Below are 12,974 nucleotides of genomic sequence, written 5' to 3'. Positions count from 1 at the left end.
GCAAGGTTTTTACACTAAAAGGCTTTGGGGAAATTTAAATTATATAATGTAGATTTGAAAAATCTCTCTCCGGGAGTACACGAATTCGAGTATCTTTTGGAGAACAAGTTTTTTGTGGACATTGACGGAACCGAGGTCCAGAAGGGCAAAGTGAAGGTTCATCTTACCGTAAAACGGTCGTCAATGATGTTTGAGATGAACTTTCAGATAGAAGGGGTTGTTGTTGTTCCATGCGATAGATGCTTGGACAATATGGAAATTCCTATTGATACCCACAATCGTCTGGTGGTAAAATTCGGCAAGGAATATGCCGAGGAAAGTGATGAGGTTGTCGTGATACCGGAAGAGGAGGGCGCTATTAATTTGGCGTGGTTCCTGTATGAGTTTATCGCTTTGGCGGTTCCCATGAAGCATGTACATGCGCCGGGTAAATGTAATAAGGCAATGTCGTCTAAATTGAAGAAACATACCGCCAGAAGTTCGGATGAGACCGAAGACGATTTTGAGGATGACATGGGAGGTGATGATTTGGCGTTGGAAGATGACGGAAACGCTAGTCCTGCCGATCCTCGTTGGGATGCTCTGAAAGGTTTGCTAGAGAATGATAACAATTAAATAAATAAAACAATGGCACATCCTAAAAGAAGACAAGGTAAGACAAGAACAGCCAAGAGAAGAACTCATGACAAGGCTGTAGCTCCAACAATGGCAATTTGCCCGAACTGTGGCGCATGGCACATCTATCACACAGTATGTGGTGAGTGCGGTTATTACAGAGGTAAATTAGCGATTGAAAAAGAAGCTGCTGTGTAAGTTTGTCAACTTATATGGTTTGATGAACAAAAGAAATAGCCCTAAAAGTTTTTTTAGGGCTTTTTTTTAATTGGGATAAGTAGTCCTTTTATTTTTAAAGTTATGGATAAGATAAATGCGGTTATCACAGGAGTGGGTGGATACGTTCCTGAAGATGTATTGACGAATGAGGATATTTCCAAGATGGTCGATACGACGGATGAGTGGATCATGACTCGTGTGGGTATTAAGGAGCGCAGGATATTGAAAGGGGAGGGCGTAGGACTCTCTTACATGGGTATACGGGCCGTGAAGCAATTGCTCGAGAAAACGAACCTGAATCCGGAAGAAGTAGAGGTTGTCTTGACCGCTACGACTACCCCGGATCATCATTTCCCGACAACTTCTTCTATCATCGCTTATCATACAGGTTGTAAGAATGCGATGACTTTTGATATGCAAGGTGCGTGCGCAGGCTTCTTGTATGCTTTGGAGACGGGCGCTAATTATATTCGCTCGGGGCGTTATAAGAAGGTGGTTGTCGTATCGGGTGATAAGATGACATCTATTACAGATTATCAAGATCGTTCTACTTGTCCTTTGTTCGGGGATGCTTGCGGAGCGGTCTTGCTGGAGCCAACTACCGAGGAGTTCGGTGTCTTGGATACTATTTTACGGACAGACGGCGTAGGCTATCCGCATCTGATCATGAAATCGGGCGGCTCGGCTTATCCTCCTTCTCACGAGACGGTGGATAACCGTGAGCATTTCGTTTATCAAGATGGACGTGTGGTGTTCAAGTACGCGGTTTCTTATATGGCGGACGTGGCCGCTGAGATTGCGGAGAAGAATGGCTTGACGCATGATGATATCGCGTGGATCGTTCCTCATCAAGCGAACTTGCGGATTATCGACGCTACGGCGAAACGCTTGGGCGTAGATATGGATAAGGTGATGATCAATATCCAGAAATACGGCAACACAAGCGCCGGTACGATTCCTATTTGTCTATGGGAATGGGAGAATCAATTGAAAAAAGGAGATAACCTGATCCTCGCCGCTTTTGGAGCGGGCTTTACGTGGGGAGCGGTTTATCTGAAATGGGGGTATGATGGAAAAAAAGCATAAATCGGGTTTTGTCAATATCGTTGGAAACCCAAACGTAGGTAAGTCTACGTTGATGAATCGTTTGGTCGGGGAGCGGATCTCTATTATCACCTCGAAGGCGCAAACGACAAGGCATCGTATTATGGGTATCGTGAATACCGACGATATGCAAATCGTGTATTCTGACACGCCGGGAGTCTTGCGGCCGAATTATAAGTTGCAGGAATCCATGCTTAATTTCTCTCAATCCGCCTTAGGCGACGCCGACGTGCTGTTGTACGTGACGGATGTCGTCGAGACGATTGATAAAAATAATGAGTTCCTAGCACGGGTACAGAGTATAGAGTGTCCGGTTCTCTTGTTGATCAATAAGATCGACCAGACCAATCAGCCGGAGCTGGAGAAGCTCGTGGCCCAGTGGAAGGAATTGCTTCCGAAGGCCGAGATCATCCCGATCTCCGCGCTTTCGAATTTCAATATAGATTACGTGAAGCGTCGGGTGGAGGAGTTGATGCCTGATTCCCCGCCTTATTTCGAGAAAGACGCCTTGACCGATAAACCGGCCCGTTTCTTCGTGACAGAGATCATTCGTGAGAAAATCTTGTTATATTATCAGAAGGAAATACCTTATGCGGTAGAAGTGGTCGTCGAGTTGTTCAAGGAAGATGATGAGCTGATCCATATCAAGGCGCTGATCATCGTGGAGCGTGATACCCAGAAGGGGATCATCATCGGGCATCAAGGGCAAGCATTGAAGAAAGTAGGTGCTATGGCCCGGAAGGATATCGAACGTTTCTTCGGAAAGAAGGTGTTTTTGGAAATGTTTGTCAAAGTGGAAAAAGACTGGCGTAACCGTGACAACATATTGAAGAACTTCGGTTATCAGCTGGACTAATAATAGCATACGAAAGGAGAATTTATGGGAAATATAGTAGCGATAGTGGGGAGACCCAATGTAGGTAAGTCAACCCTTTTCAACCGGTTGACGGGTACCCGTCAGGCGATCGTGAACGAGGAGGCTGGTACTACCCGCGACCGTCAGTACGGCAAGGTGGAGTGGACCGGCAAGGAGTTTTCGCTGATTGACACAGGCGGATGGGTGGTTAACTCGGAGGATGTTTTCGAGGAGGAGATCAACAAGCAGGTAAAAGTGGCTATCGAGGAGGCGGACGTGATCTTGTTCGTCGTCGATGTATTGAATGGCATCACGGATCTGGACATGGAGGTGGCGCAGATCTTGCGTCGTTGCAAGCGGCCGGTGATCGTGGTGGCGAACAAGGCGGATAATTATGATCTGCATCCGGCCTCGGCGGAGTTTTACTCGTTTGGCTTGGGAGAGCCTTTCTGCATCTCGGCCATCAATGGTTCTTATACCGGGGATTTGCTGGATAAGATCGTGGCGACGTTGCCCGAGGAGAAGGTGGAGATACTGGAGGAGGAGTTGCCCCGTATCGCGATTATAGGACGCCCGAACGCGGGAAAATCTTCTCTTATCAATGCTTTTATTGGCGAGGATCGTCATATCGTTACCGATATCGCAGGCACGACCCGTGATTCCATCTACACGAAATATAATAAATTCGGCTTGAACTTCTATTTGGTGGATACGGCGGGTATCCGTAAGAAGGGGAAGGTGAATGAGGACTTGGAGTATTACTCGGTGATCCGTTCGATCCGCACCATCGAGAACTCGGATGTCTGCGTGCTGATGTTGGACGCTACGAGGGGTATCGAGAGCCAGGATATGAATATCTTCTCGCTGGTGCAGAAGAATAAGAAGGGATTGGTGGTTTGTGTGAATAAGTGGGACTTGATCGAAGATAAGAGCCAGAAGGTGATCGACTCGTATACGACCGCTATCCGCGAGCGTCTGGCTCCGTTTACCGACTTCCCGATCTTGTTTATCTCCGCTCTGACGAAACAACGTATCCTGAAGGTGCTGGAGACCGCCAAGGAGGTTTACGAGAATCGCTCCAAGCGTGTCCCTACGGCCAAGCTGAACGAGGTGATGCTTCCGATCATCGAGAATTATCCTCCCCCAGCATGGAAGGGTAAGTATATCAAGATCAAATATATCACCCAGCTCCCGGCGGGCAGCGTGCCTTCTTTCGTGTTCTTCTGTAACTTGCCGCAATGGATCAAGGACCCGTACAAACGTTTCCTTGAGAACAAGATCCGCGAGAACTGGGATTTTACCGGTACGCCGATTAATATATTTATCCGGGAAAAGTAAATACTAGATACAAAAAAGCCGCTTCCTGTAACGGGGAGGCGGCTTTTTCTATTTAGAATAGGTCGGAATGCGTTCCGATATCGGTGAAAAGCAAGATTAGCTCCGTGTCATCTTGGCTCCATATCAGCAGCCAGTCTCCTTGGATATGGCATTCCCACAATCCTGCGTATTTCCCGGATAGCTTATGCGGGTGGTATTGGGAGGGAAGGGAACCGGTATTTTTGAGGATTTCTACAGTCTCTAATAAGAGGTTTATATCCAAGTGCCGCTTCTTGCACCGCTTGATGTCACGTTCGAATTTGGAAGTGGTATGTACGGTATAAGTCATAGCTCTAGCATTTTTTGCTTGAATGCCTCAAAGTTCTCGTATTTGTGTATCCTTCCTGCCTTCACGTCCTCCAAGGCTTCGTCCAATCCGGATTTCTTCTGTGCCTTCACCTTGCCTTCCAGCGAAGTGATGAATTTCTTCAAGATGTCGGCGTATTTCTCGGGGATGGTTACCTCGAATGTCTTTAATGATGTCGTTGTCTCCATATCGCTCTGTTTTAGGAATTTCCTTCGCAAATATACGGAATAAAAAGAGAAGGGGAATTGTTTTCCTTCTCTTTTTATTTCCCGCTTCCGCGTCGGGGGGAGGGACGTGACGGTTAGATCTCGTCCGGGCTCTCGGAGTCTCCGCCGGGCGTAGGCTCGGGTGTAGGCTCGGGAGCGGGCGCCGGTTTCTTGGAGGCGGCCATGCGCTGGTTGTAGGCGGCGGTGGTCTCGGCGATCAGCTGGTTGAGGGCGGCGATGAAGGCGGTCGCTTTCTCGGACGGCTTCGCTACGCCATAGGACTGAGCCAGCAGGGTGAGATCGTCATAATACACGTCGATCCGCTTGCGCAGGTTGGCGCCGCTTTCCTTTTTGGAGATGGTCCGGTTTTGGACGCGTTGCTGCGACAGGCGGTCGTAGGCGTTATTCTCTTTCTCCAGCTCGGCGAGGTAAGCGTCGAGGCCGAGCGTGGTGACGTACGGCTTGTTCTCGTCCTTGCGCAAATCCAGCAAGAGGCCCTTTATCTTGGCGGTCTCCTGCGCCATGGGGAGGCGGGCGATGCCGTTATAGGGTTTGATGATCTTGTATAGATACTTGCCCGCGTCACGCTCGGCTTCCAACGGGAGGGTACCGGCCCGTGAGATGCGGGTGATGATATAGATGGCGAGGTTGTCGCGGTTGGTATCGTGCAAGGTCATTTGCTCGGTCTCCTGCGAGATGCGGCTCTCGTCCACCACGTCGGCCATGGCGAGGAGGTCTGCCTCGTAGGTCTCGAGGAATTCTTTGGTGAGGCCCAGCTCGGGGATGCCGTCGCTGCCGGTCAGCAGGGAGATCTCGTCGGGGGACTCGGAATCGCCGTCACCGCTATTTCCGTTGGCTAGGTCGAGGACGTGGTTCATGAAGGAGAGGTACTCGGCGTTGTTGAAAAGAGAGAGCGGAAGTGTCTTGATTTTTGTGTAAGTACTCATGGTAAATTTGATTTAGAGTTTAAAAACTTCTCTAAGTTAGGGATATTTGCTGAATAAGGGCTTCTTAGGCCTAAAAAATGGGGATTGAATGGCGCGAATAATCATCTTAGGCCTAAGAAATGGCTTTTCAAGGGTGAAAATAGGCTTTTTAGGCCTAAGAAATGGTTTCGCGGCCTTGAAAGTCCCTTCCTAGGCCAAGGAAATCACTTTTCACGGTTGAAAAACTATCTTTTAGCCCTAAGAAGTCATTTTTCACCCTTCGAGGGCATTTCTTAGGGCTAAGAGACATTAAGAATCTGATTGTTTTGCGAATGTTTTAAAAAAACACGATCTTCGCGATGTATTGGAAAAATAACGTAGAAGCGTTTCGATATTATCTTGCATTGAAATCTGGACAATTTCAACCCAACAAGATAATGAGAAAGTAGCTCCTGCGCTTGTGCTTGTTATATACTTATCCTAAAGGTGAATTATATGCAATCATAAAGCGTGGGACTATTGTCTTATTATTGTTGGGTGGGCAGTCCAGAGCCTCAATGCAGTGATAAGCGATGGTTCTCACGCTTCTTTTATTTATGAAAAGACCGAACAGGGGAACAGGTTTGGAATAAGGAGTTAGAAGTTATGAAAAAGGCTTTACTGCTATTGATGGGGTTCTGTTTGTGTTTAACAATACGAGCCCAAGTTGTAACCTATGTGGAAATGAAGGAAAGTGGCTCATTATTAAACTTGCTTACAGATGCCGAAATTGAGCGAACTGAGAAAATCGTTATTAGCGGGAATGGTTTAGAGGAAAAAGATTTCGCTGTATTGAAAGCTATGCTGATACGGCATGCTTTAAGGGAAGTGGATATTGAGAATACAAGTACCCGTGCTATTACGGAAAGAGCTTTTGAGGGATGTTCAAATTTAAGTGCGATAAAACTGCCTAAATATTTGGTGAATACAGGTTGGTATGCTTTTGAGGATTGCTCTGGGCTTATGGATATAGAGCTTCCTGTATCGGTAGAGACAATCGCTAATTCTTTTAGAGGGTGCTCTTCTTTAACCTCGATTACATTGGGTCGTCGTGTTAAGTCTTTAGACTCGCAATCCTTTTATCTATGTAGTAATTTGAGGGAAGTGCATTGTAAGGGATCTATTCCTCCAAGTTGCAAACAAGATTCTTTTAAGGGACTCTATGAGACCTGTACCCTTTATGTCCCGGAGGGATGCAAGAGGGATTATACCTTTGCGGATGGATGGCTTAACTTCGGGAACATCCGCGAGGAATATGTGGAGCCTGCGCTTTCTTTGCGAGTTAACTTGGAAGGGGGAACATTCGCTTGGCAGCTTTACCCTCTTTATGACGGAAATGGAGGAATCATTGTAAATCATTTTTATCCGGGACAAGATTATCTCATCGATGTTGAGAAGGGTGAGACCATCGTATTTCATATCGCTGAAGAAAATACATATTTTTCGAACTGGAAGATAGATACGATCCTTTTGAATGGAGAGGACATAACCTCGCAAGTGACGGAGAATGACCTGCTTTATTTGAATATAGATAGGGATTCTAAGTTGGAGATCGTGATGAAAGACCTGTCCGTAACCTCAAATGATGTGATCGAAAACCCACAGGATATAAAGATCTCGACGTTGGATAATAAGGTTTTGATACAAAATATCACGACCGGAGAGCGAGTGAATGTTTACAATGTCTTAGGTGTCTTGGTGCATTCAGTGGTTGTAGAAGCTATGGATTATGAGGTACAACTACCCAAGGGTGAGATTTATCTTATACAAATCGGAAAGAAAACAGTAAAGTTGAAGCTTTAAATGAATCGTTATAAAATGTAAGAAAGCGTGATTACCGTTATCCGATAAGGACCTCCCTTTCGAGAAGCAGTCAGACTTTTCAAAAGGGAGGTTTATAGCAAATACAGGCTTTGTCTTAAGCCTCCACCCCATTCCTGTACAAGTAATCCGGAGCGAAATCTGCCCCATTGTACCATTCGAGCGCCCAGTGTGTGAGCCCGAACTGGACGAAATTCCGGAGGTCTTTCAATGGCTCGAAAAGTTTCCCTTTCAGTAAAGGGAGGAAGTTCACTAATTTCACCTTACCGTTGCTAAATTCCAATCGCATGGTATAGCCCTTTACATATTCCACGCCAGTGACGCATATTAAATCTATATCTTCAGTCATAACTTTTTCTCTTTTAAATGGGTCTTAGGGAATTTTCATCACGAATATATGGAATAAAAAAGATAAGGGTACGAGTTCGTCTCTCTTTTTTGTCTTTCTTTCATCCACATTTCCTTGAAACCCTTGGAATCCCCATTTATAATCGTACCTTTATGTCTCTTTACCTTAAAAATTAAAAATAATCATGTTTACGCCATCAATGACAAACGAGGAAATAGAGGCAGTGGCCTATAAGGACTTTCTGGAGATCCGGGGAAGAGTGGAAATCGCGAAGGATAAATTCGTACAAAGGGTGAGATGCACGCCCCCGGGATTTTGGGCCTTGCATTCCTTACAGGAGACACATACCCTTCAAACCCGCTCCAAGAATACATGGACTGTATATTTCTATTATTTGTACACGACACCGGCCGGTGCCGTGAAAGTCTCATCTATGATTTACACCTCCCTGCCGGGAGATGAAGGCACGGATTACCTGTTTATGAATAATCTCGACCGCTTCCGGCTGGAGAGGGTGAGCTCGCATTTCTCGCAACAATACGAGGAACGCTATATCGACCCGAACCAGATCCAACTGAACGGCCTTCTGCCCGCTATCTATTTCATGAGGACTGCCGGCGACCGGAAGATCGCTCCCTACACTCCCGATACATGGACCGAGGAAGAGAAAAAGGACAAATATCTCTTCGTGTCGGAGCAAGGGACCATGGAGGCGAAGCTGGAGGGGCGTGTGGAGACCTACCTTACTTTCAGGAAGCCGGAACACTCGGGTGATTAAATAAGTAGAGGGCGAGGTTGATACCCCGCCCTCCCGATAACTAGGTAGATACCTCCGGGCTTATCTTTTCAGAAGATCGATCCTCTTGCCGGGCAACAGTACCGCATGAACCTTCTCCGTTACCCGCCCCTTCACGTTGAAGGAATCCCTTAGGCGGATGTCGGCGGCGGAGGAGCCGATCTGCGCCTCATATTTACCGGATTCTACGACCCAATGACTGGCGCTCTCGTCGAAGGAGGCCAGATCCGTATCTTTCACCTTGAAGATGATCTCACGGCTCTCCCCCGGCTGGAGGAGTTGGGTCTTGGCGAAACCTCTCAACTCTTTAGCCGGTTTATCCATGCTCTTGCCGGGGGCGGAGATATATAGCTGGACCACTTCCTTCCCGGCTACCGGGCCATTGTTCGTGATCGTGCAACTGATGCTGTAGTCCGTATCGCCCATGAACACTTTCAAGCTCGAATAATTGAAAGTCGTATACGACTGTCCGTAGCCAAACGGATAGGAGACGGGCACGCCGAACGTATCGAAGTAACGGTAGCCCACGTAGATACCCTCCTCGTAGTTGGTATAGTCAATATTCTTACGATCCGTATGCTCCGGGCCTCCTCCCATGAAGCCGGCTAACATTTCTTTCAGGTCGATACCCGAAGCGTCCGGGAAATTCTTCGTGGAGGCTACGTCGGCGATGCTCACGGGGAAAGTCATCGGGAGCTTACCGGAAGGATTCACCTTTCCGGACAGGATATCGGCTACCGTGTTACCTCCTTCCTGCCCGGCTTGCCAAGCCAATAGGATGGCGTCCGGTTCCGATTTCCAGCTGGCGGTCTCGATCACGCCCCCGATATTCAAGATTACGACCACCTTCTTCCCTTCCTTATGGAAAGCGTCGGAAACCGATTGGATCAACGCTCGCTCATTCTCCGTCAGGTTGAAATCTCCCTCGATCTTCCGGTCTTGGAACTCTCCCGAGCTACGGCCTATCGTAACGAAGGCGATATCCGCCTCTTTCGCCTTAGCGGCCAGCCCTGCGGCATCCGGTACGAACTCCGGGATACGAGGGTGGTTGAAGAAAGCGGCGGCGGGACTCGTGTCTTTCGGCTGTTTCGCCTTTTCCTCGGTACTGTATTTCTCGTATAAGGCTTTCACTTCGGCGTCCATGGTATAACCGGCGTTTTCCAGACCTTCCACGAGGGATACGGTATAAGCCTCGTTCACGTCGCCGCTGCCGGTGCCTCCGGCGATAAAATCGTACGAGGTGGTACCGTAAGCCGCTATCTTCTTGATACCCGGGGCCAGCGGCAAAGCATTATTCGTATTCTTTAATAAAACCATACCTTCGGAAGCGGACGCACGGGTTACCTCGGCGTGAGCTTTTAGGTCCGGTTTGTCGGAATAGGCGTATTGGGCAAAGCGGGGGGCTTGAAGGATCAGTCGTAATACACGGGTTACGTCCGTATCCACGTCGTCGATAGAGAGAGAACCGTCCTCAAGCGCTTTTAGGAGGGCCTCTTTCTGGTCCGGCCGTCCGGGCATCAGCAGATCGTTTCCGGCGTGGATCTGGGCGGGGGCGTTCTTGCCGCCAAACCAGTCGGTCATGACAAGGCCGCTAAAACCCCATTCGTCACGGAGGATGGTCGTTAATAAATCACGGCTTTCGGAGGCATACTCACCATTTATCTTATTGTAGGAAGACATGACCGTCCACGGGCTTGCCTCTTTTACGACCATCTCGAAACCTCTTAGGTAAATCTCCCGCAAGGCACGAGGGGTGAGGCGGGCATCCGTTCCCGTCCGGTTGGTCTCTTGATTATTGACGGCGAAATGCTTGATGGAGGTTCCCACGCCATTGCTTTGGATACCGTTTACCATCGCTGTCGCTATCCGGCCCGTCAAGTAGGGATCTTCGGAATAATACTCGAAGTTACGTCCGCAGAGAGGGCTTCGGTGGATATTCAGCGCGGGGGCCAAGAGTACGTCGCAACCGTATTCTTTCACCTCGTCGCCCATGGCGTTGCCTACGTTTTTGACCAATGCGGTGTTCCATGTGGAGGCTAGCAAGGTAGCGACCGGGAATGCCGTGCAATAATAGGTCGCCTCGTTCCCCTTGCGAGTCGGGGAGATACGTAATCCGGCGGGACCGTCGGCCACTACGATAGCGGGGATTCCCAGACGTTCGATCGGGAAGGTCGTTCCGGCGGCTCCCGGCACTATATTTTGCGTGCTGCCGACTACGGCTGATTGGCCGCCGAACCCGGGCATTCCGGTTCCGACTAACAGGGATACTTTCTCTTCGGCAGTCATGGCGGCTACGATTTTCTCGATAGGATCTTTACCCAATTGCGGCAAGGTTTGGGAGTGCCCTACTTGCATGGCCATCGTAAGGCATGCGCCCATTAATAGTTTGTTCATATAGAATGGTTTTTGTGTTTTTCAGTGCCCCAAAAGTAGGCGAAGGAATCGAGGCGGACAAAGAAAAAGAAAGGTATCGGAGGTAAGGATTTCGTTTTTTGATGAATATCAAACATTGTAGGGGTTTGATGATATATTTAGGGGACGCCGACTGCGCAGTCGGCGTCCGGTACTATTTATAATGTATTCAGAAGTTTATGAATCTCATTAACCATCTGCGTAGCGGATTCTTGTGTCTCGGATAAACCTTCCGGAGTGATCTTGGCAACCGTCTTGTTCAACTTCTCGAGTTTGCCTTTAGCTCCTTTCGTTGTCAGCTCTTCCCGGAGGATGCGGATCTTCTCGCAATCTTGTATACCCTCGACCAAACGTTCGAAGCGAATGCTACTGCGTGGACCGGGATAAATACTGTATGTATCGCCTGCCGCCCAAGTGCGGAAACGCGAGTCACGCAGAGGATCGGCGGTCCAGCTATTAACTGCCCAACGTAGATAACCGTCGTAACCACCGGCTACGGCGTGCAAGACCGTCCATGCCGCTTCCGCCGGGTCGGAGAAGGTGAAGGTATTCGGGAACGCTTCCGCGCAACAGGTATAAACGGTACTGATCTGTCCCGCTTTATCACGGGCAGCCTTTACGTCTTCTGGGAATTTATGCCCATAGGGAATACTTAAATAGTATAAGTCCGATTGAATTTCCGGATGATAATTTCCGGCCAGCGTGATCTTGAACTCCGGATCGGCTTGCTTGATAACCTTGATCGCCTCACGCATCGCCTCCATCGGACGCTCGTCCATAGAGATGGCGGTTTTCTCGAACCAGCCTTTCTCGCGAAGGTGGCGGGAGAAATCTTTTAGGAAAGTACCCCAATAGTCTGCGTAAGCGGCGTCACCCGGTTTCGTGTTGAGAAATTGTACACGATTTGTCGCCTCGTCGTAATAATCGAAAGATAAAGCCCAAGGGATCATGGTGTAGCAACTGATCATATCATCGATACCGATCTCGTTCATCATGAATTCCACCCATTTGTCGAAGACGGCGTAATCATATGCCCAAGTGCCGTCTATCTTCTTGATCCGGGTGATCATGCTGTCGAAATGATCCTCGGTCTGTCCGGCCCAAGGTTTATGCATGATACTGGTGGTGATAGCGCGCTGTCCGGCGTTCGCCAACATCTTCATGATCGGGCGCATAGCGTCGAAATGCTCTTTACTCCAAAGAGGAACTTGGTAGTAACGGGCCACGGAATACGGGTTCTGCCATAAGTCCAGATGGAAAGCCCAGTCCTTCGGGGCGGGAAGTGTGCGGTTCAATACGTCCACTTCTATTTGTAATTCCATGGGGGAGGCATTTTTTCCCGTGACGGTCAATGTCCCTTTATATTTACCGGCTTTCGCGGATTGAGGTACCCAGATATTCATCCAGATCGGCTGGGTGGTGCGTGCCTTGATATCACGGATCTTTACGATATCCAATACATCGGCTACGACGGAGGAATCCCATTCCGCCTTATTCTCTCGGTGGCCGCAACCGCCTTTACGGTCTTTATTCAACTCATCGGTCATGACGTAACGGACAAAGTTCGTCGTGATAGCGGAGGATGGGATGATGGAAGAACCGCTCTTTAAGTCGCTCACGGTGATAGAGGCATCCTCGAGTCCCACCTTGGTCCATAACACGGCTTGTGCGTTTACCCGTTCCCCTTTCCATGCTTTCGTCTGCCAGCGATTGCTTTTCTTGACATCGGGAATACTGAGTTTCGGATATCGTATATCGGTCGTGCCCCAGCTTAATTGGGTTGGGGCCGATAACTTGTCCCAGATCTCGTCGCTGTCATGCGGTTTCGTGTCGGTCAATTCCGTATAGTCGCCTAGCGGGTATTTCTCGGATTGCTGGGCTACGGTAAAAGAACTTAGTGCCAGAAAGGCACAAAGGATGAAAGTGTTTTTCATACGATTGCTTATT

13 protein-coding genes are annotated in these 12,974 nt (G+C 48.6%); 7 read left to right on the top strand and 6 right to left on the bottom strand.

All coding sequences use genetic code 11. From position 1 onward, the window contains the following. Positions 1–24: 24 nt before the first annotated feature. From BDI_RS12195 to der, 5 genes are all read left to right on the top strand, one after another. Positions 25–615: a YceD family protein gene (locus BDI_RS12195; protein WP_011966851.1), complete on the top strand. Its 591-nt coding sequence runs from the start codon at positions 25–27 to the stop codon at positions 613–615. A 12-nt stretch (positions 616–627) separates the two neighbouring features. Beyond that, on the top strand, positions 628–813 hold the full coding sequence (rpmF, locus tag BDI_RS12190; RefSeq protein ID WP_005634607.1) for a 50S ribosomal protein L32: 186 nt from the start codon (positions 628–630) through the stop codon (positions 811–813). Between the two features lie 102 nt (positions 814–915). Further along, positions 916–1,920 carry a beta-ketoacyl-ACP synthase III gene (locus BDI_RS12185; protein ID WP_008779906.1) on the top strand — a complete coding sequence of 335 codons (1,005 nt, stop codon included), beginning with the start codon at positions 916–918 and terminating at the stop codon, positions 1,918–1,920. Further along, the gene (gene era / locus BDI_RS12180; RefSeq protein ID WP_008773803.1) at positions 1,904–2,794 is read left to right on the top strand and encodes a GTPase Era; all 891 of its coding nucleotides are present in this window, start codon (positions 1,904–1,906) and stop codon (positions 2,792–2,794) included. Before BDI_RS12185 ends, era begins: the two co-directional genes overlap by 17 nt. Before the next feature lie 24 nt (positions 2,795–2,818). Beyond that, a complete protein-coding gene (gene der, locus BDI_RS12175) occupies positions 2,819–4,132 on the top strand; it encodes a ribosome biogenesis GTPase Der (protein ID WP_011966850.1) in 1,314 nt (437 codons plus the stop codon). A gap of 52 nt (positions 4,133–4,184) precedes the next feature. On the opposite strand, the gene BDI_RS12170 is transcribed toward der, so the two are convergent. The 3 genes from BDI_RS12170 to BDI_RS12160 form a co-directional block, all read right to left on the bottom strand. Next, positions 4,185–4,460, bottom strand: a complete 276-nt coding sequence (locus BDI_RS12170) for a type II toxin-antitoxin system RelE/ParE family toxin (protein WP_009275544.1) — start codon at positions 4,458–4,460, stop codon at positions 4,185–4,187. Further along, positions 4,457–4,666 carry a hypothetical protein gene (locus BDI_RS12165; RefSeq protein ID WP_008773800.1) on the bottom strand — a complete coding sequence of 70 codons (210 nt, stop codon included), beginning with the start codon at positions 4,664–4,666 and terminating at the stop codon, positions 4,457–4,459. The genes BDI_RS12170 and BDI_RS12165 overlap by 4 nt, the downstream gene beginning before the upstream one ends. Before the next feature lie 113 nt (positions 4,667–4,779). After that, positions 4,780–5,631: a DUF6261 family protein gene (locus BDI_RS12160; RefSeq protein WP_011966849.1), complete on the bottom strand. Its 852-nt coding sequence runs from the start codon at positions 5,629–5,631 to the stop codon at positions 4,780–4,782. Between the two features lie 624 nt (positions 5,632–6,255). Between BDI_RS12160 and BDI_RS12155 the strand changes: the two genes are divergently transcribed. After that, complete coding sequence (locus BDI_RS12155) at positions 6,256–7,452, top strand: leucine-rich repeat domain-containing protein (protein ID WP_011966848.1); 1,197 nt, start codon at positions 6,256–6,258, stop codon at positions 7,450–7,452. Between the two features lie 115 nt (positions 7,453–7,567). On the opposite strand, the gene BDI_RS12150 is transcribed toward BDI_RS12155, so the two are convergent. Further along, the gene (locus tag BDI_RS12150) at positions 7,568–7,819 is read right to left on the bottom strand and encodes a DUF2442 domain-containing protein (protein WP_008779912.1); all 252 of its coding nucleotides are present in this window, start codon (positions 7,817–7,819) and stop codon (positions 7,568–7,570) included. A gap of 184 nt (positions 7,820–8,003) precedes the next feature. Here BDI_RS12150 and BDI_RS12145 point away from each other — a divergent pair, with 184 nt between their 5' ends. Further along, on the top strand, positions 8,004–8,597 hold the full coding sequence (locus BDI_RS12145) for a hypothetical protein (protein ID WP_011966847.1): 594 nt from the start codon (positions 8,004–8,006) through the stop codon (positions 8,595–8,597). 60 nt (positions 8,598–8,657) lie between these two features. Here the strand turns inward: BDI_RS12145 and BDI_RS12140 are convergent, their stop codons facing one another. Beyond that, positions 8,658–11,009, bottom strand: a complete 2,352-nt coding sequence (locus BDI_RS12140; protein WP_011966846.1) for a glycoside hydrolase family 3 C-terminal domain-containing protein — start codon at positions 11,007–11,009, stop codon at positions 8,658–8,660. A gap of 176 nt (positions 11,010–11,185) precedes the next feature. Further along, positions 11,186–12,961, bottom strand: a complete 1,776-nt coding sequence (locus BDI_RS12135; protein ID WP_011966845.1) for a DUF4091 domain-containing protein — start codon at positions 12,959–12,961, stop codon at positions 11,186–11,188. Positions 12,962–12,974: the final 13 nt, after the last annotated feature.

Origin of the sequence: Parabacteroides distasonis ATCC 8503, from assembly GCF_000012845.1 — a bacterium.
Taxonomy (GTDB): domain Bacteria; phylum Bacteroidota; class Bacteroidia; order Bacteroidales; family Tannerellaceae; genus Parabacteroides; species Parabacteroides distasonis.
Note: the sequence above shows the minus strand (reverse complement) of the source record. Positions and strands in the feature narration are given on the sequence as shown.

What these genes read in the sequence shown, in the direction of transcription:
- BDI_RS12150 (WP_008779912.1), bottom strand. Translation starts at nt 7,819, where the DNA reads ATGACTGAAGATATAGATTTAATATGCGTCACTGGCGTGGAATATGTA.
- BDI_RS12155 (WP_011966848.1), top strand. Translation starts at nt 6,256, where the DNA reads ATGAAAAAGGCTTTACTGCTATTGATGGGGTTCTGTTTGTGTTTAACA.
- BDI_RS12170 (WP_009275544.1), bottom strand. Translation starts at nt 4,460, where the DNA reads ATGACTTATACCGTACATACCACTTCCAAATTCGAACGTGACATCAAG.
- der (WP_011966850.1), top strand. Translation starts at nt 2,819, where the DNA reads ATGGGAAATATAGTAGCGATAGTGGGGAGACCCAATGTAGGTAAGTCA.
- BDI_RS12165 (WP_008773800.1), bottom strand. Translation starts at nt 4,666, where the DNA reads ATGGAGACAACGACATCATTAAAGACATTCGAGGTAACCATCCCCGAG.
- rpmF (WP_005634607.1), top strand. Translation starts at nt 628, where the DNA reads ATGGCACATCCTAAAAGAAGACAAGGTAAGACAAGAACAGCCAAGAGA.
- BDI_RS12160 (WP_011966849.1), bottom strand. Translation starts at nt 5,631, where the DNA reads ATGAGTACTTACACAAAAATCAAGACACTTCCGCTCTCTCTTTTCAAC.
- BDI_RS12145 (WP_011966847.1), top strand. Translation starts at nt 8,004, where the DNA reads ATGTTTACGCCATCAATGACAAACGAGGAAATAGAGGCAGTGGCCTAT.
- BDI_RS12185 (WP_008779906.1), top strand. Translation starts at nt 916, where the DNA reads ATGGATAAGATAAATGCGGTTATCACAGGAGTGGGTGGATACGTTCCT.
- era (WP_008773803.1), top strand. Translation starts at nt 1,904, where the DNA reads ATGGAAAAAAAGCATAAATCGGGTTTTGTCAATATCGTTGGAAACCCA.
- BDI_RS12135 (WP_011966845.1), bottom strand. Translation starts at nt 12,961, where the DNA reads ATGAAAAACACTTTCATCCTTTGTGCCTTTCTGGCACTAAGTTCTTTT.
- BDI_RS12140 (WP_011966846.1), bottom strand. Translation starts at nt 11,009, where the DNA reads ATGAACAAACTATTAATGGGCGCATGCCTTACGATGGCCATGCAAGTA.